Origin of the sequence: Geodermatophilus saharensis, from assembly GCF_900188205.1 — a bacterium.
Taxonomy (GTDB): Bacteria; Actinomycetota; Actinomycetes; order Mycobacteriales; family Geodermatophilaceae; genus Geodermatophilus; species Geodermatophilus saharensis.
The window spans coordinates 486722-510019 of record NZ_FZOH01000001.1 but is presented as its reverse complement, the minus strand read 5'-3'; the positions used below and the strand labels follow the sequence as shown (position 1 = coordinate 510019).

24 protein-coding genes are annotated in these 23298 nt (G+C 77.2%); 11 read left to right on the top strand and 13 right to left on the bottom strand.

Features of this window, described 5'->3' with window-relative positions:
* Window positions 1-10 precede the first annotated feature (10 nt).
* From CHC04_RS02455 to CHC04_RS02445, 4 genes are all read right to left on the bottom strand, one after another.
* On the bottom strand, window positions 11-895 hold the full coding sequence (locus CHC04_RS02455; RefSeq protein ID WP_089402280.1) for a PHP domain-containing protein: 885 nt from the start codon (window positions 893-895) through the stop codon (window positions 11-13).
* Window positions 896-938: 43 nt separating this feature from the next.
* Window positions 939-1562 carry a PH domain-containing protein gene (locus CHC04_RS02450; protein WP_089402279.1) on the bottom strand — a complete coding sequence of 208 codons (624 nt, stop codon included), beginning with the start codon at window positions 1560-1562 and terminating at the stop codon, window positions 939-941.
* Between the two features lie 6 nt (window positions 1563-1568).
* Window positions 1569-1727: a hypothetical protein gene (locus CHC04_RS23855; RefSeq protein ID WP_176449796.1), complete on the bottom strand. Its 159-nt coding sequence runs from the start codon at window positions 1725-1727 to the stop codon at window positions 1569-1571.
* A gap of 125 nt (window positions 1728-1852) precedes the next feature.
* Entirely contained in the window at window positions 1853-2476 is a 624-nt protein-coding gene (locus CHC04_RS02445; RefSeq protein WP_089402278.1) for a DUF6758 family protein, read from the bottom strand.
* Between the two features lie 81 nt (window positions 2477-2557).
* Between CHC04_RS02445 and CHC04_RS02440 the strand changes: the two genes are divergently transcribed.
* A complete protein-coding gene (locus CHC04_RS02440; protein WP_217897131.1) occupies window positions 2558-2995 on the top strand; it encodes an NUDIX hydrolase in 438 nt (145 codons plus the stop codon).
* 24 nt (window positions 2996-3019) lie between these two features.
* On the opposite strand, the gene CHC04_RS02435 is transcribed toward CHC04_RS02440, so the two are convergent.
* On the bottom strand, window positions 3020-3529 hold the full coding sequence (locus CHC04_RS02435) for a MaoC family dehydratase (RefSeq protein ID WP_089402276.1): 510 nt from the start codon (window positions 3527-3529) through the stop codon (window positions 3020-3022).
* 137 nt (window positions 3530-3666) lie between these two features.
* Between CHC04_RS02435 and CHC04_RS02430 the strand changes: the two genes are divergently transcribed.
* Both CHC04_RS02430 and CHC04_RS02425 read left to right on the top strand, forming a co-directional pair.
* The gene (locus tag CHC04_RS02430) at window positions 3667-4155 is read left to right on the top strand and encodes a hypothetical protein (protein ID WP_089402275.1); all 489 of its coding nucleotides are present in this window, start codon (window positions 3667-3669) and stop codon (window positions 4153-4155) included.
* Window positions 4152-5084, top strand: coding sequence for an MFS transporter permease (locus CHC04_RS02425; protein ID WP_245816927.1), 933 nt, complete (start codon window positions 4152-4154; stop codon window positions 5082-5084). The genes CHC04_RS02430 and CHC04_RS02425 overlap by 4 nt, the downstream gene beginning before the upstream one ends.
* Window positions 5085-5095: 11 nt before the next feature.
* Here CHC04_RS02425 and CHC04_RS02420 read toward each other — a convergent pair whose 3' ends face one another.
* Window positions 5096-5389 carry a WXG100 family type VII secretion target gene (locus CHC04_RS02420; RefSeq protein ID WP_089402274.1) on the bottom strand — a complete coding sequence of 98 codons (294 nt, stop codon included), beginning with the start codon at window positions 5387-5389 and terminating at the stop codon, window positions 5096-5098.
* Window positions 5390-5547: 158 nt separating this feature from the next.
* On the opposite strand from CHC04_RS02420, the gene CHC04_RS02415 reads away from it, so the two are divergent.
* A complete protein-coding gene (locus CHC04_RS02415; protein WP_089402273.1) occupies window positions 5548-9699 on the top strand; it encodes an FtsK/SpoIIIE domain-containing protein in 4152 nt (1383 codons plus the stop codon).
* 2 nt (window positions 9700-9701) lie between these two features.
* Here CHC04_RS02415 and CHC04_RS02410 read toward each other — a convergent pair whose 3' ends face one another.
* The 4 genes from CHC04_RS02410 to CHC04_RS02395 all read right to left on the bottom strand — a co-directional run bounded on the left by CHC04_RS02410 (window position 9702) and on the right by CHC04_RS02395 (window position 14057).
* Complete coding sequence (locus CHC04_RS02410; RefSeq protein ID WP_089402272.1) at window positions 9702-10214, bottom strand: DUF6912 family protein; 513 nt, start codon at window positions 10212-10214, stop codon at window positions 9702-9704.
* Window positions 10215-10282: 68 nt separating this feature from the next.
* Window positions 10283-11665: a WS/DGAT/MGAT family O-acyltransferase gene (locus CHC04_RS02405; RefSeq protein WP_089402271.1), complete on the bottom strand. Its 1383-nt coding sequence runs from the start codon at window positions 11663-11665 to the stop codon at window positions 10283-10285.
* Between the two features lie 89 nt (window positions 11666-11754).
* Window positions 11755-13044 (bottom strand): CpaE/TadZ family protein, encoded by a 1290-nt coding sequence (locus tag CHC04_RS02400; RefSeq protein ID WP_089402270.1) that lies wholly within the window; start codon window positions 13042-13044, stop codon window positions 11755-11757.
* Entirely contained in the window at window positions 13044-14057 is a 1014-nt protein-coding gene (locus CHC04_RS02395; protein WP_141233672.1) for an SAF domain-containing protein, read from the bottom strand. Before CHC04_RS02395 ends, CHC04_RS02400 begins: the two co-directional genes overlap by 1 nt.
* Before the next feature lie 211 nt (window positions 14058-14268).
* On the opposite strand from CHC04_RS02395, the gene CHC04_RS02390 reads away from it, so the two are divergent.
* A complete protein-coding gene (locus tag CHC04_RS02390; protein WP_089402269.1) occupies window positions 14269-14562 on the top strand; it encodes a helix-turn-helix domain-containing protein in 294 nt (97 codons plus the stop codon).
* A gap of 2 nt (window positions 14563-14564) precedes the next feature.
* Here CHC04_RS02390 and CHC04_RS02385 read toward each other — a convergent pair whose 3' ends face one another.
* Window positions 14565-15134, bottom strand: coding sequence for a hypothetical protein (locus CHC04_RS02385; protein WP_089402268.1), 570 nt, complete (start codon window positions 15132-15134; stop codon window positions 14565-14567).
* A gap of 84 nt (window positions 15135-15218) precedes the next feature.
* On the opposite strand from CHC04_RS02385, the gene CHC04_RS02380 reads away from it, so the two are divergent.
* The 4 genes from CHC04_RS02380 (at window position 15219) to CHC04_RS02365 (ending at window position 18348) form a co-directional block, all read left to right on the top strand.
* Window positions 15219-15920: a LysM peptidoglycan-binding domain-containing protein gene (locus CHC04_RS02380; RefSeq protein WP_089402267.1), complete on the top strand. Its 702-nt coding sequence runs from the start codon at window positions 15219-15221 to the stop codon at window positions 15918-15920.
* Window positions 15921-16027: 107 nt separating this feature from the next.
* A complete protein-coding gene (locus CHC04_RS02375; RefSeq protein WP_089402266.1) occupies window positions 16028-16564 on the top strand; it encodes an Rv3235 family protein in 537 nt (178 codons plus the stop codon).
* A 64-nt stretch (window positions 16565-16628) separates the two neighbouring features.
* The gene (locus CHC04_RS02370; protein WP_089402265.1) at window positions 16629-17261 is read left to right on the top strand and encodes a MarR family winged helix-turn-helix transcriptional regulator; all 633 of its coding nucleotides are present in this window, start codon (window positions 16629-16631) and stop codon (window positions 17259-17261) included.
* On the top strand, window positions 17230-18348 hold the full coding sequence (locus CHC04_RS02365; protein WP_089402264.1) for a serine hydrolase domain-containing protein: 1119 nt from the start codon (window positions 17230-17232) through the stop codon (window positions 18346-18348). Before CHC04_RS02370 ends, CHC04_RS02365 begins: the two co-directional genes overlap by 32 nt.
* A gap of 89 nt (window positions 18349-18437) precedes the next feature.
* Here the strand turns inward: CHC04_RS02365 and secA are convergent, their stop codons facing one another.
* Both secA and CHC04_RS02355 read right to left on the bottom strand, forming a co-directional pair.
* Window positions 18438-21506, bottom strand: coding sequence for a preprotein translocase subunit SecA (secA, locus tag CHC04_RS02360; protein ID WP_089402263.1), 3069 nt, complete (start codon window positions 21504-21506; stop codon window positions 18438-18440).
* 60 nt (window positions 21507-21566) lie between these two features.
* Window positions 21567-22319: an SDR family NAD(P)-dependent oxidoreductase gene (locus CHC04_RS02355; protein WP_245816926.1), complete on the bottom strand. Its 753-nt coding sequence runs from the start codon at window positions 22317-22319 to the stop codon at window positions 21567-21569.
* Between CHC04_RS02355 and CHC04_RS02350 the strand changes: the two genes are divergently transcribed.
* Both CHC04_RS02350 and CHC04_RS02345 read left to right on the top strand, forming a co-directional pair.
* Window positions 22311-22703, top strand: a complete 393-nt coding sequence (locus tag CHC04_RS02350) for a pyridoxamine 5'-phosphate oxidase family protein (RefSeq protein WP_089402261.1) — start codon at window positions 22311-22313, stop codon at window positions 22701-22703. The two genes, CHC04_RS02355 and CHC04_RS02350, sit on opposite strands and share 9 nt — an antisense overlap.
* A gap of 10 nt (window positions 22704-22713) precedes the next feature.
* Window positions 22714-23283: a GNAT family N-acetyltransferase gene (locus CHC04_RS02345; RefSeq protein ID WP_089402260.1), complete on the top strand. Its 570-nt coding sequence runs from the start codon at window positions 22714-22716 to the stop codon at window positions 23281-23283.
* Window positions 23284-23298 lie beyond the last annotated feature (15 nt).

The following is a 23298-nucleotide window of genomic DNA, read 5'->3' as shown; positions in this document are numbered from 1 at the left end:
GCCGGCCACGCTAGCCGCAGGGGGGCCCGACCCCGTGCCCATCGGCGAACGGCGCGCTCCCCGTGGCGGCGGCCAGCAGCCCCTCGAACTGTCCGGGGTCGGTGGTACAGGCGCCGATCGGCGTCGTCTTGTTGGTGCCGTGGTAGTCGCTGGCCCCGGTGGTGAGCAGGCCCAGCTCGCGCGCCAGCCCGCGCAGGTGGTCGCGCTCGGCGGGGCTGTGGTCGGGGTGGTCGACCTCCAGGCCCAGCAGTCCCGCCTCGGCCATCGCGGCGATCGCGGCGTCGTCGACCACCCGGCCCCGGCGGGTGGCCAGGCCGTGGGCGAACACCGGCACGCCGCCGGCCGCGCGGACCAGCGCGATGCCGTGCAGGACGTCGGTGTCGGCCTTGGGCACGTGGTGCGGGCTGCGGTGGTGCAGCAGGGTGGCGAAGGCCTCGTCCACCGACGCGACGACGCCGGCGTCGACCAGCGCCCGCGCCACGTGCGGCCGGCCGACCACCCCGCCGCCGGAGGTCTCGACCACCCGCTCCCACGCGACCGGGTACCCGGCCGCGGCGAGCCCGGTGACGATCCGCTCGCCGCGGCTGAGGCGTTCGGCGCGCAGCCGGGAGAGCTCGTCGGCCAGCGCGAGGTGTCCGGGGTCGAACAGGTAGGCGAGCAGGTGCACGCTGACCGGCGGCCGGTCGGCGGGGAACCAGCGGCAGGACAGCTCCAGGCCGGGGACGACGGTCAGCCCGGGCGGGCGGGCCGCGGCGGCGGCCGCCCACCCGGCGGTGGTGTCGTGGTCGGTGAGCGCGACGACGTCGAGGCCGGCAGCGGCGGCGGTGGCCACCAGCGCCGCCGGGGTGTCGGTGCCGTCGGAGACCGCCGAGTGGGTGTGCAGGTCGATCAGCATCGGCGTCCAGCCTCCCCCAGCGGCGCGCCCGCCGCCGGGGGCGTCAGCGGGGCGGGTCCTGCCGCGGCACGCCGGGGATCGGCTGGGTGTCGCGCTGCGACCGCTCGCCGGCGGGCGGTTCGGGGTTGCCCTCGTCGTCGCCGCCGCTGCCCCAGTCGCTGCCGAACAGCAGCCCGCTGACCTCCCGGTAGAGCAGGTCCGCGCGTGGCAGGAAGGTGATCTGGGACAGCGCCTGCTCCTGGCCGGCGGACTCGAAGCGGAAGGTGCCGTAGCCGAGCACCTGGCCTAGCAGCGTCTCCTTCCAGGTCAGGTCGGTGATCCGGCGCAGCGGCAGCAGCGTGACGGTGCGCGCGATGATCCCCGAGGTCAGCAGCACCCGGCGGCGGGTGACGATGAAGTGGCGCATCCACCACTCGCCGGCCCGCAGGGCGAACGTGCCGAGCGCGCCGAGGACGACGGCCAGCCCGACGGTGGCCGACACCCGGTTGTCCGGGTCGAGGGTGAGCACCCACACGCCGACCACCAGGACCGGCAGCGTCCGTGCGGCCGGCGCCAGCAGCACCGCCCAGTGGCGGCGGGTGGCGACGACGGCGTGCTCGCCGGGGAGCAGGTACTTGGCGGCGTCCTTGGCCCACCGCGGCGGGCGGCCGTCGGCCGGGCCGGTCACGGCCGCCTAGACGAGCGAGGTGACGAAGGCGGCGATGGACGAGGCGGCCTCCCCGAGCGCCTCACCGGCGCTCTTGACCATCTCCGCCGAGGACTCCGGCTGCTGGATGACGTACCAGACGACGAAGGCGATGGCCAGCCAGACGAGGACCTTCTTCAGGTTCACGTCACCTCCGGATGCGCTCGGACCGGCCGGCGCGGTGCCCGCACGGATCGGCCCGGAGGCCGGTCCCATGGGTAACACAGGCACCACCCGGCGCCCGCCGGACACGCCGGGCCGGCGCCGGCCGTTCACTCCCCTGGCAGCAGGTGCTCGCTCGGCGGGCCCAGCGGCAGGTCCGGGTAGAGCCGTTCGCGCAGGTCCAGCAGCCGCCGCGGCTCGACGAGCAGCCAGCCGGCCGACATCGGCCAGGTCACCAGCCACAGCCACACGCCGTACGCCTCGCCGACGAAGGCGGCCCGGTCGTCGGAGGTGGGGACCGCCCACAGCGGGGCGTGCTGCCCGGCGGCCTCGACCGACGCCGACGACGGCCCGGTGATGACGTCGCCGGGGTCGAGGCCGGGCAGGCCGGCGTAGCCGCAGCCCACGCCCATGCCCGGCTCCTCGGCGACCAGGACCATCTCGGCCGACCCGCCCAGCGGCGCCGGACCGGCGCAGCCGACCACGATCGCCCGCGCGCCCGGCTCCCCGCCCCACGCCAGGCCGGTGACCGACCAGCCCGTCGGCATCGGGTCCGGCACCCACGCGGGGACGCGCGCGTCGGCGGTGACCGCGGCGATGGCGTCGTGCGCGATGAGCGTGGTGTGGTGCAGCGGGGTGACCGCGCCGTGCAGGTGGCACCAGGCCACGGCGGAGTCCCCGGGGCGCACGACCAGCGGCTCGCCACAGCGAGGGCAGACCGGGGAGGCGCTCATCGCAGAACACCGTCCTGTCACGCGCGGCTCACGTCAAGCGCGGGCCGACCGTGCCGGGCCTCGCCGCCGTACCCTGCGCGGGTGTCCTCCGCGCCTCCTCCCCCGGCTCCGGAGGGTGCCGCGACGGTGGCCTGCGTGGGCGCGGTGGTGCTCGACGACGCCGGCCGGCTGCTGCTGGTCCGCCGGCGCAACGCCCCCGGTCGCGGGCTGTGGTCGGTGCCCGGCGGGCGGGTGGAGCCCGGTGAGTCCCTGGTCGCCGCGGTGGCGCGGGAGGTCCGCGAGGAGACGGGGCTGCAGGTCCGCGTCGGCGCGGAGGTCGGGCGGGTGCAGATCCCCGGCGACGGCGTCGTCTACGACGTCGTCGACTTCGGGTGCACGCTCGCCGACCCGCGGGCCGAGCCCGTGCCCGGCGACGACGCGGACGCGGCGGTGTTCGCCGGGCCGACCGACCTCGAACGGCTGACCTGCACGCCGCGGCTGCTGGAGACGCTGCGCGGCTGGGGCGCGCTGCCGGCCTGACCGGCGGGCAGCGCGCCGGCCCGCTCAGCTGCGCGGTGCGGGCTCCGGGCGGCCGGGCTGCTCGCCGCCGCGGGCCTCGCCGTAGGAGCGCTTGGGCACCATGACCTTGCGGCGGAAGACGCACACGACCGTGCCGTCCTGCTTGTAGCCGATGGTCTCGACGTGCACGACGCCGCGGTCGTCGCGCGAGCGCGACTCGGTCTTGTTCAGCACCGTCGTCTCGCCGTAGATCGTGTCGCCGTGGAAGGTCGGCGCCACGTGGCGCAGCGACTCGACCTCGAGATTGGCGATCGCCTTGCCCGAGACGTCGGGGACGCTCATGCCCAGCAGCAGCGAGTACACGTAGTTGCCGACGACGACGTTCTTCCCGAACTCCGTGGTCTCCGCCGCGTAGTGGCTGTCCAGGTGCAGCGGGTGGTGGTTCATCGTGATCAGGCAGAACAGGTGGTCGTCGTACTCGGTGACGGTCTTGCCCGGCCAGTGCTTGTAGACCGCGCCGACCTCGAACTCCTCGTAGTACCGGCCGAACTGCACGTGTGCTCTCCCGACGTCGTCGTGGGGTGGCGGGGACGGGCGCACGCGCGACGGGCCTCCCGGGCGGCGTGCGGCCCGCTGCCCACCACGCGGCGTCGGTGACCCATCTGGACGGCCGCCGATCCTACGATGCCGGGGTGGTCCACCCGCTCCGCGCCGGTGACCCCGCGGAGGGCGACGTCGTCGTGCTGTCCCCCGCCGGGCGCCGCACCCGCCTGGCCGCCACGCTCGTGGTCCTGGCCCTGCTGCTGGCCGGGACGCTGTGGGGCACCGACGCCCACTTCCCGTTCGGCCCGTTCAAGATGTACTCGACCCGCGCCGACAACGACGCGCCGGTCGTGTCCACCCGCGTCGTCGGCGTGACCAGCGACGGCCGGGAGGTGCGGCTGTCCGGCGGCGAGGTCGGTCTGCGCCGCGCCGAGTTCGAGGGTCAGCTCCCGCGCCTGGTCGGGGACCCCTCGCTGCTGGTGCTGCTGGCCGACACCTACGCCGAGCACCACCCCGGCGGCCCCGAGCTGGTCGAGGTGCAGGTGGTGCAGCGCCGCTTCGAGCTCGTCGACGGCGAGGCCACCGGCGCCTGGACCGACCGGGTCCTCGTCGAGCAGGAGCTGGAGGTCGGCCCGTGAGCGCCACCCTGCCCACCGCACCCCCGGCCGCGGCGTCCGGCGGCCGCCGCGTGCTCGGCGCCCTCCGCGGGTTCTGGACCCGGCCGGTGCCGCTGGCACGGATCGCGGTGTTCCGCACCATCGCCTACCTGTTCGTGCCGGTCGACGTCTTCCTCACCACCGCGTGGGTGAGCGCGCACGCCGACGTCCCGACCGCCTACTACCAGCCCCTGGTGATCGGGCAGCTGCTGCCGCTGCCGGTCCCGACCTCGACCGTCGTGCACGTCGTGCAGTGGGCGCTGGTGGCCACCGCGCTGGCCGCCGCCACCGGTCGCGCCCCCCGCCTGCTCGGTTCCGCGGTGTTCCTCCTCTACCTGGAGTGGATGGTCATCGCGATGAGCTACGGCAAGGTCGACCACGACCGCATCGCCTACCTCGTCGCGCTCGCCGTGCTGCCCACGGTCGGCGTGGCCCGCTGGCGGGACCGCCGGTCGTCGGAGGCCGCGGGCTGGGCGATGGCCGCGGTGTTCGTCACCGTGGTGCTCACCTACTTCCTGGCCGCCTGGGCGAAGGTGCGCTTCGGCGGCTGGGACTGGGCGACCGGCTCCACCATCACCCGCGCGGTCATCCGCCGCGGCACGGTCCTGTCGGAGTGGACGCTCGACGTGCCCGGCCTGCTCACCGCCGTGCAGTGGTCGATGATCCTGCTGGAGTTCGCGGCGCCGCTGATGCTGCTGGTCCGCTCCGACCGGGCGCGGGTGGCGCTGGTGGTCTTCCTGCTCGGCTTCCACCTGATGGTGTTCGGCGGGCTGCGGATCATCTTCCTGCCGCACTGCGTGGCGATCCTGTCGATCCTGCCGTGGGAGCGGTTCCCCGACCTGGTCGCCGAGGTCCGCCGGCGGTCGGGGCGGCGAGGAGCTCGCGGCGCCCCCGCCGCCCCGCCGGGCTGAGCCCGTGCGGATCAGACCAGCGCGCCGATGCGGGCGGCGACGTCGGCCTCGTGCTGCTGGTAGGAGGCGGCGACCGCGCCGAGCAGGCTCCCCATCCCGGTGAGGGCGTCACTGACCGACTGGGCCGAGGCGCGCCACTGCTCGTAGAGCGCGCTGAACTGCACGGCCGCCTGGCTGTCGGTCCAGCCGTCGAGCACCGAGGCGGTGACGTTGCTCGACAGCGTGGCGTGCCGCGCCGTCGTCTCGGCCGCCTCGGCGTGGCACTGCCCGGCCATGGACTGCAGCGTGGCGATGTCGACCTTCACGTGGGTCCTCCCGTCCGTCCCGGGCACCTCCCGGGATCGGCTGCGGACGCTAGGGCCGGTCGCGGACGGCGTCCCTGCAGCCGTCCACAGGCGGGGGTCGTGTCCACAACCCCCGGGACGCGGCCCCGCCACCGGGTCCGGGCCGCGACGGTCGGCGCGTGTCCGCTCCCCCGCCGGTCGACGTCGCGCCGCGCTGCTGGACCGTGGTCGGTCCCGAGGGCGCCGTCGACGTCGAGGTCCGCGCCGCCGACGGTGACCGGCTGGCCGGGGTGCTGCCCGCCCTCACCACCGCCCTCGGCGTCGCGCCGGCGTCGCTGTGGTCGGGCAGCACCGCGCTGCCGGGCGACCTGCCGCTGAGCTCGGCCTCCCTCGCGCACGGTGCGGTCCTCGGTCTCGGCCGCCCCGCGCCACGCAGCGACCGGCCGGCGTCGAGCCCGCTGGAGCTGCACGTCGTCGGTGGCCCCGCGGCCGGCACGACGGTCGGCCTGACCAGCGGCCGGCACGTCCTGGGCCGCGGCGCCGACGCCACGCTGCCCCTCCCCGACCCGGGCGTCTCCCGCCGGCACGCCCGGCTCGACGTCGGCGCCGGCGGCATCACGGTCGCCGACCTCGGCTCCACCAACGGCACCAGGCTCGACGACGAGGAGCTGACCGGTGCCCCGGTGTCCTGGCGGCCGGGGGCGGTGCTCCGTCTGGGGGCGACCTCCCTGACGGTCGCCGGTCCGCGGGACGTCCCGGTCGGGCTGCGGCCCGCGCCCGGCGGGCGGTGGCTCGTGCGGCCGGCGACCGCACCGGTGGTGGAGCGCCCCGAGGTGGAGGTCGTGCTGCCCACCGCGCCCGACGAGCCGCCCCGCCGCCGCCTGGCCTGGGTCGCGGTGCTCCTGCCCGCGGTGGCCGGGGTGGTGCTCGCGTGGCTGCTCTCCACCCCGACGTTCCTGTTCTTCGCCCTGCTGTCCCCGCTGGTCGCGGTCGGGACGTGGGCGTCGGACCGGTGGTCCGGCCGCCGGTCCCGCCGGCGGGCGGCGGCGGCGCACACCGTGCAACTGACCGCCGCCCGGGTCGGGCTGGCCGAGGCGGTGCTGGCCGACGTCCGGGCGGCCCACCGCGCCTGTCCCGACCTCGCCACCCTGGCCGCCGCGGCCCGCCGGCGGACCGCACCGCTGTGGTCGCGCACCGGCCGGGACGCCGACGCCCTGGTGGTGCGCCTGGGCACCGGCCCGGGGACGACGCGGGTGGTCCGGGTCGAGGAGGGCCGCCGGCAGGCCGAGCCGGCGGACGGCCTGCCCGTCGCGGTCGACCTGCGTCCCGCCGGGAGCCTGGGGGTCACCGGCCCGCGGGCACCGGCGCTGGGCGTGGTGGCCGGGGTGCTCGCCCAGGTCGTCACGCTGCTCCCACCCGGGGACGTCGACCTCGCGGTCCTCACGACGGCCGATCGCGTGCCCGACTGGGCGTGGGCCCGGTGGCTGCCGCACCTGGCACCCGGAGCGGTCCACGTCCGCCCGTCCCCGGCCGCCGGCCAGGACGACGACGCGCTGCTCACCTGGCTCGGCGGGGTGGCGGGGCGGGTGGAGGCGGCCCGCGCGGCGGCGCCGCGGGACACTCCCGGTCGGCTGCTGCTCGTCGTCGACCGGCCGGTGGGCGCCGACCTGCGCGACGCCCTGCGCCGCTGCCGCGACTCCGGTGCCGTCCTGCTGACCCTCGGCGGGCGGGCCGACGAGCTGCCGGTCCCCGGCGGTGCCGTGCTGCAGGTCGGCGGGGAGACCGGCGACACGGGCGTGCTCGACCGGGGCGACGGCACCGCCCGCACCGAGCTCGTCGTCGACCGGCTGCCGCGGCCCGTCGCGGGGCGGTGGGCCCGCGACCTCGCCGCCCTGAGCCCGGGCCGCACCACCGCGACCCTGCCCCGGACGGTGCGCCTGCTGGACCTGGCCGGGGACGCACCGGCCGGGGACGGCGTCCCGGTGACGTGGCCGCGGGGACGGACGTCGCTGACCGTGCCCCTCGGACGGGGCAACGACGGGGTCGTCACGGTGGACCTGTGCCGCGACGGGCCGCACGCCCTGGTGGCCGGCACCACCGGCTCGGGCAAGTCCGAGCTGCTGCAGACCCTGGTCGCCGGGCTGGCGCTGGCGCACCCGCCGGACCGGTGCGCGTTCCTCCTCGTCGACTACAAGGGCGGTGCCGCCTTCGCCGAGGCCGCGGCGCTGCCGCACACCGTGGGCCTGGTGACCGACCTCGACGCGGCGGCCACCCGGCGGGCGCTGCGCTCGCTGACCGCCGAGCTCACCCGCCGGGAGGCGCTGCTCGCCGCGGCGGGCGTCAGCGACGTCGGCGCCCTGCCCGACGACGCGGACCTGGCGCGGCTGGTCATCGTCGTCGACGAGTTCGCCGGCCTCGCGGAGGAGCTGCCGGAGTTCCTGAGCGGCCTGGTCGGGATCGCCCAGCGCGGCCGGTCGCTGGGCGTGCACCTGGTCCTGGCGACGCAGCGCCCCGGCGGGGTCGTCTCACCGGAGATCCGGGCCAACTGCTCGCTGCGGGTGTGCCTGCGCACCACCGACGAGGCCGACTCCCGCGACGTCCTGGGCAGTCCGGAGGCGGCGCGGATCCCGGCCGACCGGCCCGGCGGCGGGCTGCTGCGCGTGGGCTCGGGCCGCCCGGTGCCGTTCCAGACCGCGCGGGTGGCGCTGGGGCCCGCGGCCGCGCCGGGGCCCGCCGTCCGGCGCCGGCCCTGGCCACGGGCGGCTACCGACGCACCCGGCGGCGACCCGGCGGCACCCGGCCCGACCGACCTCGCCCGCATCGCCGAGGCCACCTCCCGCGCCGCCGCCCGGTCGGGGATCCGCCGGCCGCACCGGCCGTGGCACCCCGCGCTGCCCGACTCCCTCACCGTCGCCGACCTGCCGGTGCCCACCGGGGACCGCGCCGGCTGCGGGGCGCGCCTGTCCGTCGGTCTGGTCGACCGGCCCGACCGGCAGGCGCGGGAGCCGCTGGTGCTCGACCTGGACCGCGGCGGCGCCTGGCTGGCCGTCGGTGGTCCCGGCAGCGGCCGCACCACCCTGCTGCGGACGGTGCTGGCCGAGGCGGTCCACCGGCTGCCGACGGAGCGGTTGCACGTCCACGTGCTCGACCACGCGGGAGGTGCGCTCGGGGCGGCCGCGGCTGGGCTGCCGCACGCCGGGACCGTGGTCGGCGGCGCCGACGCCCTGCGCACCGTCCGGCTGGTGGCACGACTGGGCGAGGAGGTCGCCGCCCGCCGTGCCGGCGCCGCGCCGGAGGCCCCGGGCCCGGTCGTGCTGCTGCTGGTCGACGGCGTCGAGTCGCTGCTGGCCCAGCTGGACGAGGCCGTTCCCGGACAGGGCTCCGCGGACCTCCTGCGCCTGGTGCGCGACGGCGCGTCGGTGGGCCTGACCTGCGTGATGACCGCCGACCGCGCCGTCCCGGGTGGCCGGCTGGCCGCCGCGGCGGGGACCCGCCTGGTGCTCCCGCTGCCCGACCGTGCCGACTACGCGGTGGCCGGCGTGCCCGCCCGGACGGTGCCGGCGCACCGGCCGCCGGGACGGGCGCTCCTGGGTGAGGACGCCCTCGAGTGCCAGGTCGCACTCCCCCGTCCACTGCTCCCCCGGCCGGGACGGGCACCCACGGCGACGACGGCGTTGCGGATCCCCGAGCTGCCGACCGACCCCGCGCTGCCGGCCACCGCCTCGGTGGTGCTGACGGCGGTGCCGCTGGGGCCCGGCGGTGACGAGGGGGCCCTGCTGCACGTCGACCTGCGCCGCGGCGGGGGTCTGCTGGTGGTCGGTCCCCCGCGCAGCGGCCGCACGGCCACGCTGCAGGCCCTGGCCACCACGCTGTCCGGCGCCGGGATCCCCGTCGCCCGGCTGATCCGCAGCCGCGGCGCGGCCGGTCCCGCCCTCCCCGGCACGGCCACGCTCCCGGCCGACGACGTCGCCGGCTGGCGGGCCTGGCTGGCCGGCCTCGCCGACGGCCCGGGGGTGCTGGTGCTCGACGACGCGGGGACGCTCCCCGAGGCGCCGGTCCTCGCGGCGGCAGCCTCCGAGCTCACCGAACATGACGTCGCGGTCCTCGCGGCCGGGACCGCCGGTGAGCTCTCCGGCGCGTTCCGGGGACCGGTCGCCGACCTGCGCCGCAGCCGCGGCGGCCTGCTGCTCTGCCCGGGTCCCGGGGACGCCGACCTGCTGGGCATCCGGCTGCCCCGGGCGCCGATCCCGACCCGGCCCGGCTCCGGCTGGCTGGTCACCGGGGGAACGGCCCAGCGGGTGCAGGTCGCCCGGCACCGGGGCGGGTCGTGAGCTCAGAGGAGGTCGAGTGCCGGGCCGATCTCCTGGGTCGCGTACCAGGCCAGCTCGTGCCCCTCGGCCTGGTCCACGACGAACTGGGCCTCGTCGCTGCCGAGGTCGGCCTCCAGCACCACCGCGACCGCCGCCCGCACGTCGTCCTCGGCCTCGGCGCCGTCGACGTGCGCACTGGCGACGTCGGCGAGGGCGACGTCGGCGGACACCCGGACCGCACCGGGGTCGGTGTCGGCGTCGTCGACCGGGGTGACCGCGGCGTCGGGCACGTCGGCGGCCAGCACCACGCGGCGGCGGGCGGCCGTGGGGTCCACGTCGAGCAGGCGGAGGCTGGCCCGGGCGGCGCCGAGCAGCGCCGCGTACTCGAGCTCCTCGACGTCGGCCGCGGCGTCGCTGAGGGCGTAGAAGTCCCGCAGGGCCGGTGTCACGGCGAAGGCCGTGTGCGGTCCGCCGATCCGGCCCTCGTCGACCAGTCGGCGCAGGACGCCGGTCGTCGCCGGCAGGTAGATCCGCACGCAGCCGCTCCTCTCGGGTTGGGGAGGCGACGGTATCCCGCGCCGCCGGGCGGCCGGCGCCGAGCGGGTCAGCGGACGGACTCGGTGAGCGCCGCGACCTCCTGCTCGAGGAGGTCGGCGAGCACCTCGACGTCGCCGACGCCGTCGAGGTCGGCGTTGAGCCCGACGTGGACCCGCCCGTCGTAGCTGGTCATCCCGACCGACAGGGCCTGACCGCTCAGCAGCGGCACCACCGGGAAGACCTCCAGCATCCGGCTGCCCGCGGCGTACAGCGGCACCTGCGGTCCGGGGACGTTGGTGACCACCAGGCTGAACAGCCGCCGCGACAGACCGCGGGCCGCGCGGGCACCGAGCGCGTGCAGCGTCGGCGGGGCGAACCCGGTGAGCGCGACGAGGCTGCTGGCCCGCACCGACCGCCCCGAGTCGGTGACGCTGCGCATGGCGTAGCCCAGCCGGGCCAGGCGCACCCAGGGGTTGGGCTCCCCGACCGGCAGGTCGACGAGGTGGGCCGACACACCACCGCCCGCGGCACCCGGCTCCTCGCCCTGCAGCGAGACGGGCACGAGCGCACGCACGACGGTCGAGCCGAGTACCGGCTCCCCGCGCGAGAGCAGCCAGTCGCGCAGCGCACCGGTGAGGACGGTGAGCAGGACGTCGTTGACCGTGCCGCCGTGCGCCTTGCGGATCGCCCTGAGGTCGTCGAGGTCGGCGCGCGCGACCGCGACCCGCCGCTGGCTCCCGACCGTCCGGCTCAGCGGCCCCTGCGGTGGCGGGACGGCGGCCGACCCGGCGGCGCGGACCAGCCCCCCGGCCGCGCTGCGGACACGGGCCGCCGTCGCCCGCAGGTCACCGGCCGCCGCCCAGGCGTGCTCCAGCACCGCGGTGGGCCGCTCGACGTACTCGGCCAGCGCGTCCCGGACCAGCTCGACGGGTCCGGGGACGCGGGCGGGCACCCAGTCGTCGACGGCGGGCAGTGGCGCGTCCGGGGTCGTGTCGAGCAGCACCTGGGCGATGTCGACCGCGCCCAGCCCGTCGACGAGCGCGGGGTGGGTCTTGGTCACCACGGCGACCCGGCCCTCGGCCAGCCCCTCGACGAGGTAGACCTCCCACAGCGGCCGCGCGCGGTCCAGCGGCCGCGACGTCACCCGGGAGACCAGGTCGAGCAGCTGTGCCTGCGTGCCCGGCCGCGGTACCGCCGAGCGCCGCACGTGGTAGGCGACGTCGAAGTCCGGGTCGTCGACCCACACCGGGTTGGCCAGGTGGCCGGGCACCGGCACGACCCGCTGCCGGTAGCGCGGGACCAGCGGCAGCCGCGCCTCGACGAGCTCGGCGAGGGCGTCGAGTCCGCCCTCGACCGGTTCGAGCACGAGCACGCCCGCGACGTGCAGCGGGGCGCCGGCCTCCTCGAGGTACACGTACGACGCGTCCAGGGTGCTCAGCCGCTCGGCCATCGTCCTCCTCCGGCTCGGGGGTCCACGCTACGGCGGGGCCGGCGCCCTCCCCAGCCGGGCGGGGCGGGACCCTCCGCCCGGGCGGTCGGTCAGCCGGCGCGGCGGCGCAGGAGCCGCCGTCCCGGTGCGGGATCGGGCACCCGAGCGAGCCCGGCGGCCATCGTGCGCAGCCCGGTGCGCAGGGGTGACCCGGGGGCGACCTCGGCCAGGGTCCGTCCGGAGGCGAGCGCCGCGTCGGTGGCGCCGCGGTCGGCGGGTAGGAAGGCGTGCACGCCGCGGCCGGCGAACCGCTCGAGGGCGTCGCCGATCTCCTGGCGGGGGTCGCCGGGCACGGGGCCGCGGCGGACCTGGTTGACCACCACGGCCGGCTCGACGTCCGGCATCAGGTCGCGCAGCTGGCCCAGCGCCCGGATCGTGCGGTGGAGTGCGACCGGGTCGGCACCGCTCACGCACAGCACGTCGTCGGCCGCCTGCAGCACCGTGACGGTGGCCCCGTTCCGCCGGGGTGCCGCGGTGTCGAAGGACAGTTCCTCGTCCTCCTCGAGGTTGAACGCGCAGTCCACGACGACCAGGTCGGCCACCCGCCGCGCCTCGTCGAGCACCGCCGCGACCGCACGGGGGCGCAGTTCGGGCCACCGGTCGGCGCGGGCCAGCCCGGTCAGCACCGACAGGTCGGGCCGCACCGACCAGGCCAGCCGCTGCAGCGCCGCCTCGTCCAGCGCCCCGGCGGCCGCCTGCCGCGCGGCGCCCGCCAGTCCCGGCGACTCGTCGAGCAGACCGAGGACCTGCGCCACGACCCCGCCGTACACGTCGGCGTCGACCAGCAGGGTCGCCGCACCCAGGCGCGCGGCCTCGTCGGCGAGGCCGACGGCGACCGTCGTCCGGCCCGGCGCGCCGGTGGGACCCCACACCGCCACGACCCGACCCCGGGACGGGCGCCGGACCGCCGGGCCGGCCCCACCGCGACGGGGCGTGGGCAGGGCCGCCCGGGGGTCGGCGACGCCGTGCCCGGCGGCGGGTCCGGTCACGGCCTCGCGCAGCGCCCGGACGACCTCCTCCGGCGGGGCGTCGGCGGGCAGCACGGTGGCCACCCCCAGCGCGCGCAGCCGCTCGGCGGCCCGCTCGTCGGCCGGGTCGGCCAGTCCGACGACGGCGACCCCGGCCGCGCCGAGTCGGGCGACGGCGTCGACGTCGAGCCGGTGCAGGTCCGCCGACAGCAGCGCCGCCTGGGCGGTGCCCGTGGCGGCCGCGGCCAGCAGGTCGGAGGCGTCGACGCACCGCCGGACCACGGTCACCCCGTGGTCGGCCCGGTCGAGGGCCCCGACCAGCGCGGCCTCCCAGGCGGCGCCGGTGACCGCGGTGACGACCTGGAGTGCCATCAGAGCGTCGGCCCGGCGGGGGCACCGGCAGCGGGATCGGCGGGCGGGACGGGCGGGACGGGCGGGACGGGCGGGACGAGCGGCGCAGTCGGCACCGGGACGGAGCCGGTCGGCACGGTCGGCGCGGTGGTCGGCCCGGTCGGCACAGTGGTCGGTGAGGTGGTCGGCGCCGTGTCGGACGAGGGACCCGGTGCGGTGCTCCGCGTGGCCGGTGACCCACCGGCCGACGCGCCGCCGCCCCCCGCGCCGTCCACGGCGCCGTCCACCGCGCCGCCCGCCGCGTCGTCCACCGCGTCGTCCACCGCGTCGTCCACCGCGTCGTCCACCGCGCCGTCCACCGCGCCGTCCACGGAGCCGTGCACCACCACGACCAGCGGGCGGCCGCCGATCGAGCCCAGCACGTCGGCGGCCCCGGCGGCCGGCACCCCGATGACCACCTGCACGGTCGTCGTCGCCGTGGAGAGCACGCCCTCGGCGCGCCCGCTGACGGCCTGCACCGGCGCGGCGGCGACCACGAGCGCCACGCCCTCGCCGGTCGCCGTGCCGGCGGGGTCGGTCACGCCGTAGACGTCGACGACCTGGCCGCGGGCCAGCCCCGGCGGTGCGTACCCGGCCTGCACCGGCAGCGCCACCTGCACCAGGTCGGCCGGCTCCTCCAGCGCGGTGCGCGGCAGGAGCTCCCCCGCCCGCACCGCGCGGGCGAGCGTGCGCCCGGCGGGGTCGGTGCCGGTGGACAGGTAGGCGCCGGCCGCGTCGCCCAGCCGCACGTCGACCGCCACGAGGTCGGTGGACTCGAGGATGGTCCCGGCGGTCAGGTCCCCGGCCACCGACCAGACGGGCACGGTGGCGTCGGCGGCGCTCACCACACGCGCACCGAGCAGCACCGACCCGAGGACGAGCAGCACGCCGAGCACCAGCCGCAGGTCCAGCCACCGCGGCGGGCGCACGCGCCGCGGCACCGGCCCGGTCGCCGTCTCCCCCGCCACCGGCGCCGTGCGCGTGGCAGCGCTCACCGGGCACTCCTCCTCGTGGTCGTCCGGGACGGCCCGGGCGGTCCGCCTCCCGGCGGACACGGACGCGACCGGCGGTCAGCGCGCGGTCGGACGCAGATGATGCGATACGGACGCGGTTGCGTGCACCGGCTGTCCACACGTTCGGGTGTGGACGAGATGCGCACGGGTGAGTGCGTTGCTGCCAGACTGGTGCGCGACCGGACGGAGAGCCATGCCCACACCGCGCTTCCTGACCCTCGACGACGTCGCCGAGATCCTCAACGTCTCGTGGGCGCAGGTCTACGCGCTCGTACGGCGCCGCGAGCTGATCGCCATCCAGATCGGCGGCCGCGGCCAGTGGCGGGTGGAGACCGACGAGCTCGAGCGGTTCATCCAGCAGAAGTACGCCGAGGCGCGCGCCGGTGCCGTGCCTCCCGCCGACGACTCCGCCACGGCCGACCCCGACGCGCCGGCCGAGGCGCCGGCCGGCTCCGCGCCCCCCCGGGGCCGCCGCTCCCGCGGCTGAGCTCAGGCGGCGCCGGGCGTCAGCGTCCGCACCACCGCCACCGCCCCGAGCACCACCGCCCGCACCGACCGCACGGCCCCGGGCCGCCGGAACTCGTCGGGCGCGTGCTCGGCCAGCTCCACGAAGTCGGCACCGACCCGGTCGACGGTCCCGGTCAGCACCCCGCCGTCGTCGCACAGCACCGCCACGGCGCTGCGGTCGCGCGCCAGCCCGCGCAGCGCTCGCCGCAGGTCCAGCGCCGCCCGCACCGGTGACGCCGGCTCGGCGGCCGCCGTCGACCGCAGCAGGCCGGACACCGCCACGACGGCCGGCAGCGCCGCCAGCACCTCCCGCCCGGTGTCGTCGGTGAGCAGCGCCCAGTCCGGCCCCACCTCCTCCAGCCGGCCGGCCACCTCGCCGGCGCCCCGGCAGCGCAGCGACACCCGCTCCCCCAGCGCCCCGCCGAGCCGTTCCGTCAGCCGGACCGCCCCCGTCTCCGCCCGCGACCGGGACGGCAGCTGGGCGCGCTCCTCGGCCGCGGTGGCCTCGTCGAACTCCGCCTGCAGGTCGGCGAACAGCTGCTGCCAGCGCATGACCGCGAGCCTAGCTCCACTCAAACCCTTGCGTTTGCTTGCGTTTGTCTGCTTTGGTGCGTCGACGCATGGAGAGGAGGTCAGATGTCGGGTCGTCGACTCGTCGTCACGACGGCGGTGATGGCCGCGGTCGCGGCCGGGCTGGGGGCGCTCACGCCCGACCTGCCGGCTCTCCCCGCCCACGGACTCGACCTGCAGCGCGTCGTCGACGCCGCCGGCCCGGAGACCGTGCTGCTCACCGGGGTCGCCGCGGTCGCCTGGCTGGTGTGGACCTGGGGCGCCCTCGGGTTGGCCCTCACCGCGCTGTCGGCCCTGCCCGGCCTCGCCGGCGCGGCCGCCCGGGTGCTGCTGCGCGGGCTGCTGCCCGCCTCGGGGCGGCGCGCGGCCGCCCTGGCCCTGGGCATCGGCCTGGTGACGGCGCCGACGCTGACCGCCTGCACCACCGCGGCCGGCGCCCCGGTGGTCGTGGCGGCGGCCGACACCCGGGCGCCGTCCGTGCCCGACTGGCCCACCCGGGCCCCGGCCGCCACGGTCCCCGACTGGCCGGCACCGCCCGGGCCCGCCGCCCCCGACCGGCCCGGACCGACTCCGGCCGACCACGTCGTGCTGCGCGGCGAGTGCCTGTGGTCCATCGCCGGGGCCGACCTGCAGGCGCGCACCGGCCGGCACCCGACCGAGGCCGAGGTCCTCACCGCCGTCGACCGCTGGCGCACCGTCAACGCCGCCGTCATCGGCGACGACCCCGACCTGCTGCTGCCCGGGCAGGTTCTGCGCCCACCGGCCTGACCCCACCGGCCCGGCGCCGCCGGCCCGACCCCGACAGCACCGCAGCACCCACGGCCGCTCCCCCGGCCCGCGCCGACCGCCACCGACCCGACCCCCCGGGAGCCCCCGTGACCGCCTCGCCGCGCACCGCCGCGCCCACCGCCGACCTCGCTCCGCGGCTGACCATCGTCCCCGCGCTCCACCCACCACTGCGCGGCCCGGTCGTGGCGCTGGTCGACCCGACCACCCCGCCGCCGCGGCCGCCGCACCGCCCCGGACCCCGGCCGGCCGCCGACGGCGGCCGCCGGGCCGATCTGCTCGGCCCGGCCTGGTCCGCGCGCGCCCGGCTGCCGGACCCGCGCGCCGCCGGACGGCTGCTGTTCACCACCGTGCTCGAGGCGCTGGCGGGGCGGCGGCCACTGTCCCAGGTCCAGCGGCTGACCGCGCCCGGCGTGCACGGCGCCCTGCTGGCGGGACGGCGCCCGGCGTGGTGCGCCGGGGGGACGACGCCGGTGCTGCTCGGGCCGGTGCACGTCTGCGAGCCGGTCGACGGCGTGGCCGAGGTCAGCGCGGTGGCGCGCCGGGCGGGTCGGGCGCACGCGGTCGCGGCACGCCTGGAGGGCGTCGGCGGGCACTGGCGCTGCACCGCACTGTCCATCGGGTGACGCGGCGCCCAACGATCCAGTACGGACTTGCACGGAAGTGGTGCGAAGTCGTACGGTCTGCGTCATGTCGCAGGAGGCTCCCACCGGCACACCGCAGATGTCGGTGCTCTTCGACCTCTGGCTCGTCAACCACCTCGTCTCCGGAGCGCTGGACGACGTCCTCACCGAGGAGGGCGGCCTGTCCGGGGAGGAGTTCGGCTTCTACTCCCTGCTCCGCCGCTTCGGTCCGACGACGGCGACGCAGGTAGCCCGCTGGACCGCGATGCGCCCGACGACGATCTCCACGCAGGTCCGCCGGCTGCAGCAGCGCGGGCACGTGGAGCAGCGGCCCAACCCCGCCGACGGCCGGTCCCGGCTGCTCGCACTGACCCCGGCCGGGGAGGAGGCCCACGCGCGCGCCGCGGAGACCTTCTTCGCCGCCACTCGCGCGCTCGCCGCCGCGCTCGGCCCGGACGAGCCGAGGCAGCGGGCCGCCCTGCAGCGGATGGACGCCGCCCTGCGCGAGGTCGGCGGCCTGGACCCGCGGCCCTACACCGTGGCGACCGCGGCACCGGAGACCACCGCCCGGCTCACCTACGCGGGCCCCCCGCTGACAGCTGCCGAGGAGGCGCACGTCCGCGCCTACGTCGACTTCGTCCGATCACGACGGCAGGAAGGCACCCGAGATGTCCCCGACCTCGTCCACCCGCCCCGCTGAGCCCACCGTGCTCGACGACGTCCGGGGCACCGTCACCGAGCTGATGACCCGCCACCGCGTGCCGGGTCTCACCGTCGCCGTCACCGGCCCCGACCGGCTGCTGGCCGCCCGGGGCTACGGGTACGCCGACCTGGCCACCCGGCGGCCGGCCACCGCCGACACCGGGTACCCGTGGTTCTCGATGTCGAAGATCGCCACCGCGACCGTGGCGATGCGGCTGGCCGACGAGGATCGGCTGGACCTCGACGCCCCGGTGTGCGACCTGGTGCCCCGGTTCGCGGCCCGGTCGGGGGAGCAGCCGCGGGTGCGCCAGCTGCTCGACCACACGGCCGGGGCGGGCAACCCCCTGCCGGTGCGCTGGGTGCTGCCGGCCGACGCTCCGGAGGCCGAGGTCGACGCCGTCGTCCGGCGGGTGTCGGCGCGGCACGACCGCCCCACGCGGCCCGCCGGGGCGCCGGCGCGCTACTCCAACCTCGGCTACCTCGTCCTCGCCGAGGTGCTCGCCACCGTCACCGGGGAACGGTTCACCGACCACGTGCGGCGGGTGCTGCTGCAGCCGGCCGGCATGACCGCCACCGGCTACGCGCACCGGCCCGGCGCCGAGTACGCGACCGGGTACGTGCGGCTGCCCCGGCCGCTGACCCCGGTCCTCCGGGCGGTGCTGCCGAGCGGGATCGTCGGCGACCGGCACGGCGAGCAGGTGGCGCTGCGCCCGTTCCGGGTGGCCGGCGCCGGCTACGGCGGTCTCGTCGGCACCGCCACCGACGCCGCCCGGCTGCTGCGGCTGCACCTGGCCGAGGGCACCATCGACGGCACCCGGGTCCTGACGGCGGGGTCCGCACGCGCGATGCGCACCATCGCCACGCCGGGGCGGCCGTTCGACCTGGGCCTGGGCTGGTTCCGCCGCCCCGCCGACCGCCACGCCACCCCGGGCTTCGTCGAGCACTGGGGCACCGGCGGCGGCTTCTGGAACGCCATGCGGCTCTACCCGGACCTGGGCCTGGGGGTCGTCGTCATGGCCAACACCACCCGCGCCTACGACCACCACGCGCTGATGACCGCCGTCGTCGACGCGGTCACCCGCTGAGCACCCCCGCCCCCCCCACCGCCACGACGACGGCGCCCCGCCGACCTCGACGGGTCTGCGGGGCGCCGGGGGTGTCGCAGGTGCCGGTGTCAGCGGCCGGCGGCTCCGTGGCAGGCCTTGTACTTCTTGCCCGACCCGCAGGGGCACGGCGCGTTGCGGGCCGGCTCCTTGGTACCGGTGACGGTGGCGGTCTTGGCCGCCTTCGCCCGGCCGCTCTCCTTCGCCGACGGGTCCAGCGACGGCGCGGAGTAGCTCAGGTTCTCCTGCCGGCGCGGCTCGTCGAGGCCCTTGACCGCCAGCTGCGGGCCGGTGCCCGACGGCGACGAGGCCGACGGCGACGGCGCGTCGTCGGCCGGGGCCGCGTGCCGGCCACCGCTGCGCACGCCCGGGCGGCCGGCCGGGGCGCCCGTCGAGCGACGGGCGGCGGGCTTGGCCGCCGGCTTGGCCACCGACACCGGGGCGGCGGCGGGCGCCGGCGCGGCGCCGTCCCCCTCGACCGGGGCCCCAGCCGCCGGAGCGGGAGCCTGGGCGGCAGCGGCCGCGGCGGCCTCCTGCGCGGCGCGCTGGCGGGCGAGCACGCGGGCGGTGCCCTCCTGCGCGGCGGCCAGCGCCCTGGCCTCGGCCTCGGCCTGCTGGGCGCGGGCCTCGGCCTCCTGCTGCTCCTTGGTCTTGACCTCGAGGTTGAACAGGAAGCCGACCGACTCCTCCTTGATGCCGTCGAGCATCGCGGAGAACATGTCGAAGCCCTCGCGCTGGTACTCCACGACCGGGTCGCGGTTGGCCATCGCGCGCAGGTGGATGCCGGCGCGCAGGTAGTCCATCTCGTAGAGGTGCTCGCGCCACTTGCGGTCGAGCACGCTGAGCAGCACCCGCCGCTCGAGCTCGCGCATGACCTCCGAGCCCAGCGCCGCCTCCCGCTCGTCGTAGGCGCGGTGGACGTCGTCGAGCAGCTCCTGCTTGAGCACCTCGGCGGTCAGCGCGGCCTGCTCGCCGTCGGCGACGCGGTCGAGCAGCTCCGTCAGGTCCAGGCCCACCGGGTACAGCGACTTCAGCCCCGTCCACAGCTTCTCGAGGTCCCAGTCCTCGGCGTAGCCGGTCTCGGTCGCGCCGTCGACGTAGGCGCCGACGACGTCGTCGAGCACGTGCTGCACCTGCTCGTGCAGGTCCTCGCCGTCGAGGACCTTGCGGCGCTCGTCGTAGATGACGGTGCGCTGCCGGTTGAGGACCTCGTCGTACTTGAGGACGTCCTTGCGGACCTCGAAGTTCTGCTGCTCGACCTGCGTCTGCGCCGAGCGGATGGCCCGGGTGACCATCTTCGACTCGATCGGCTGGTCGTCGGGGACCCGCAGCGTGGTCATCATCGACTCGAGCATCGGGCCGTTGAACCGGCGCATCAGGTCGTCGCCGAGGGAGAGGTAGAACCGCGACTCCCCCGGGTCGCCCTGCCGGCCCGACCGGCCGCGCAGCTGGTTGTCGATGCGGCGGCTCTCGTGCCGCTCGGTGCCCAGCACGTACAGACCACCGGCCTCGGTGACCTCCTCGTGCTCGGCCTTGACCTGGTCCTTGGCCGCGGCCAGCGCCTCGTCCCAGGCGGCCTCGTACTCGTCGGGGGTCTCCGACGGCGACAGCCCGCGGGCCCGCAGCGCCTCGTCGGCGATGAACTCGGGGTTGCCGCCGAGCTGGATGTCGGTGCCGCGGCCGGCCATGTTGGTGGCCACGGTGACCGCGCCGAGCCGGCCGGCCTGCGCGACGATCGCCGCCTCCCGCGCGTGGTTCTTCGCGTTGAGCACCTCGTGCGGGATGCCCCGGCGCAGCAGCAGCTTGTCGAGGATCTCGGACTTCTCGACGCTGGCGGTGCCGACGAGCACCGGCTGGCCGGCCTCGTGCCGCTCGGCGATGTCGTCGATGACGGCGTCGAACTTCGCCTTCTCCGTCTTGTAGATGACGTCGGAGCGGTCCTCGCGGACCATCGGCCGGTTCGTCGGGATCGGGACGACGCCCAGCTTGTAGGTCTGGGAGAGCTCGGCCGCCTCGGTCTGGGCGGTACCGGTCATCCCGGAGAGCTTCTCGTAGAGCCGGAAGTAGTTCTGCAGGGTGATCGTGGCGAGCGTCTGGTTCTCGTCCTTGATCTGCACCTTCTCCTTGGCCTCGATCGCCTGGTGCATGCCCTCGTTGTAGCGCCGGCCGGCCAGCACGCGGCCGGTGAACTCGTCGACGATGAGCACCTCGCCGTTGCTGACGATGTACTGCTGGTCGCGGTGGAAGAGCTCCTTGGCCTTCAGCGCGTTGTTCAGGTAGCCGATCAGCGGGGTGTTGACCGCCTCGTAGAGGTTGTCGATGCCGAGCTGGTCCTCGACGAACTCCACGCCCTCCTCGGTGACGGCGACCGTGCGCTTGGCCTCCTCCACCTCGTAGTGCTGGTCGCGCTTCATCAGCGGCACGATGCGGGCGAACTCGACGTACCACTTGCCGGCCGACTCGGCCGGGCCGCTGATGATCAGCGGGGTGCGGGCCTCGTCGATGAGGATCGAGTCGACCTCGTCGACGATCGCGTAGTGGTGGCCGCGCTGCACCAGGTCGGCCTTGGACCAGGCCATGTTGTCGCGCAGGTAGTCGAAGCCGAACTCGTTGTTCGTGCCGTAGGTGATGTCGCAGGCGTACTGCTCGCGGCGGTGAGCGGGCTTCTCCCCGGACAGGATGGTGCCGACGCTGAGGCCGAGGAAGCGGTGCACCCGGCCCATCCACTCGGCGTCGCGCTTGGCCAGGTAGTCGTTGACCGTGACCACGTGCACGCCCTCACCGGTGAGCGCGTTGAGGTAGGCAGGCAGCACGCCGGTCAGGGTCTTGCCCTCACCGGTGCGCATCTCGGCGATGTTGCCCAGGTGCAGCGCGGCACCGCCCATGAGCTGCACCCGGAAGTGCCGCTGGCCCAGCGTCCGGGTGGCGGCCTCCCGCACGACGGCGAAGGCCTCCGGCAGCAGCTGGTCGAGGGTCTCGCCGTCGTCCAGACGCTGCTTGAACTCGTCGGTCTTGGCGCGCAGCTCGGCGTCGGTCAGGTCGGCGACGTCGTCGGAGAGCAGGTCGATCGCGTCGGCGATCCGCTCCAGTCGACGGACGAGCTTGCCCTCTCCGGCACGGAGGATCCTCGAGAACACCACGGGTCCAGCGTAGGCGGCCCGCCGGGCATGCCGGGGAGGCCGCACGCGGCCCGCGGCGGTTCAGCGCCGGACCAGGCGCTTCTCCCGCGGGTCGAGGACGACCTCCCTGGCCCCCTCGCGGAGGCCGTCGAGCACCGCGCCCACCACCTCGCCGCGGTCGTGCCCGGCGGGCAGCCGGGGCGGGGTGCCGGCGAGCGCCCGGTCGACCAGGCCGGTGTCGACGTGCGGGGGCCGCACGTCGAGGACCGCGATCGACCGGCCGCGCAGCTCCCGCCGCAGCACCGCGGCCCACGCCGACAGCGCCGCCTTGCTCGCCGAGTACTCGGCCATGCCCAGCGTGGGGGCGTCGGCCACGATCGCCGACAGCAGGACGACGGCGCCGCCGTCGGCCAGGTGGGGCAGCGCGGCGCGCACCAGGCTCATCGGCGCCAGCGTGTTGACGGCGAACAGCTCCTCGGTGACCGCGTCGTCGGCCTCGGCGGCCGGCCCGAAGGCGACCACCCCCCACGCGACGACGACGGCGTCGAGGCCACCGAGGGCCGCCGCGGCGTGCCCGACCGCGACCCGGACCGCCTCGACGTCGACGGCGTCCGCGGCCCGCGCCGGCGCCCCACCGAGCTCGGCGGCCAGCGCCTGCAGCCGGCCGTCGTCGCGCCCGCTCAGCGCCACCCGCGCGCCGGCCCCGGCCAGCGCCCGCGCCAGGTCCCCGCCCAGCGCCCCCGTCGCACCGGCCACCAGCACCCGCGCCCCCGCCAGCTCCACGCGCGGCCGGTGCCCGCCGTCGCGGCCACCTAACCTCTCCGCGTGGCCCACGACCCGCACGATCTCGCGCCGGAACTGCTCGCCTTCCTCACCGAGCGCCACCTGGCCACGCTGACCACGCTGCGCGCCGACGGCAGCCCGCACGTCGTCCCGGTCGGCGTCACCTTCGACCCCGCCACCGCCACCGCCCGGGTGATCACCTCGCGCGGGTCGGCCAAGGCGCGGCACGTGCGCGACGGGCAGGCGCGGGTGGCCGTCTGCCAGGTCGACGGCCGGCGGTGGCTGACCCTGGAGGGAACGGCCGTGGTCCGCGACGACGCCGCGTCGGTGGCCGACGCCGAGGCGCGCTACGCGCAGCGCTACCGCGCCCCCCGCGAGAACCCGCAGCGGGTGGTCCTGGAGATCTCGGTCGACCGGGTGCTGGGCAACGCCTGAGGATGGGCCGGTGTCCCCCGCGGCCCTGGACCTGACCGGCGTCGACCTCACCACCGAGGTCGTGCCCACCGCCCGCCTGCTGCTGCGCCCGATGCGCGAGGACGACGTCGACCCCGTCTTCCGCGCCTGCCAGGACCCGACGACCCGGCGCTGGCTGACCGCGCTGCCCTCCCCCTACACCCGGGACTCCGCGGCCGACTTCGTGCTGCGGGTCGCCCCGGGCGGCCGCGCCGCCGGCACCGACCTCGGGTGCGCGATCGAGGCCGACGGCGTCTTCGTCGGCGCCTGCGGGCTGCACCACCTGACCGGCGGCCGCCTGGGGCCGGAGATCGGCTACTGGATCGCCCCGTGGGCCCGCCTCCGCGGCTACGCCGCGGAGGCCGCCGCGGGGCTGGCCGGCTGGGCGCTGGCCCGCGGGGCGCCGCGGGTGCACCTGTTCACCGACGTGGCCAACACCCCGTCGCAGGCGGTGGCGCGGCGCGCGGGCTTCACCGAGGAGGGCGTGGTGCGCCGGTGCCTCGACTACCCCGACGGCACGCACGGCGACGCGGTGCTCTTCGGCCGGGTGGCCGGCGACTGAGCGCGGGGACCCGGC

Bases quoted from the DNA above. Each gene is read 5' to 3' on its own strand.
- CHC04_RS02455 (WP_089402280.1), bottom strand. From the start codon at position 895: ATGCTGATCGACCTGCACACCCACTCGGCGGTCTCCGACGGCACCGAC.
- CHC04_RS02445 (WP_089402278.1), bottom strand. From the start codon at position 2,476: ATGAGCGCCTCCCCGGTCTGCCCTCGCTGTGGCGAGCCGCTGGTCGTG.
- CHC04_RS02405 (WP_089402271.1), bottom strand. From the start codon at position 11,665: ATGGCCGAGCGGCTGAGCACCCTGGACGCGTCGTACGTGTACCTCGAG.
- CHC04_RS02400 (WP_089402270.1), bottom strand. From the start codon at position 13,044: ATGGCACTCCAGGTCGTCACCGCGGTCACCGGCGCCGCCTGGGAGGCC.
- CHC04_RS02390 (WP_089402269.1), top strand. From the start codon at position 14,269: ATGCCCACACCGCGCTTCCTGACCCTCGACGACGTCGCCGAGATCCTC.
- CHC04_RS02385 (WP_089402268.1), bottom strand. From the start codon at position 15,134: ATGCGCTGGCAGCAGCTGTTCGCCGACCTGCAGGCGGAGTTCGACGAG.
- CHC04_RS02380 (WP_089402267.1), top strand. From the start codon at position 15,219: ATGTCGGGTCGTCGACTCGTCGTCACGACGGCGGTGATGGCCGCGGTC.
- CHC04_RS02370 (WP_089402265.1), top strand. From the start codon at position 16,629: ATGTCGCAGGAGGCTCCCACCGGCACACCGCAGATGTCGGTGCTCTTC.
- CHC04_RS02365 (WP_089402264.1), top strand. From the start codon at position 17,230: ATGTCCCCGACCTCGTCCACCCGCCCCGCTGAGCCCACCGTGCTCGAC.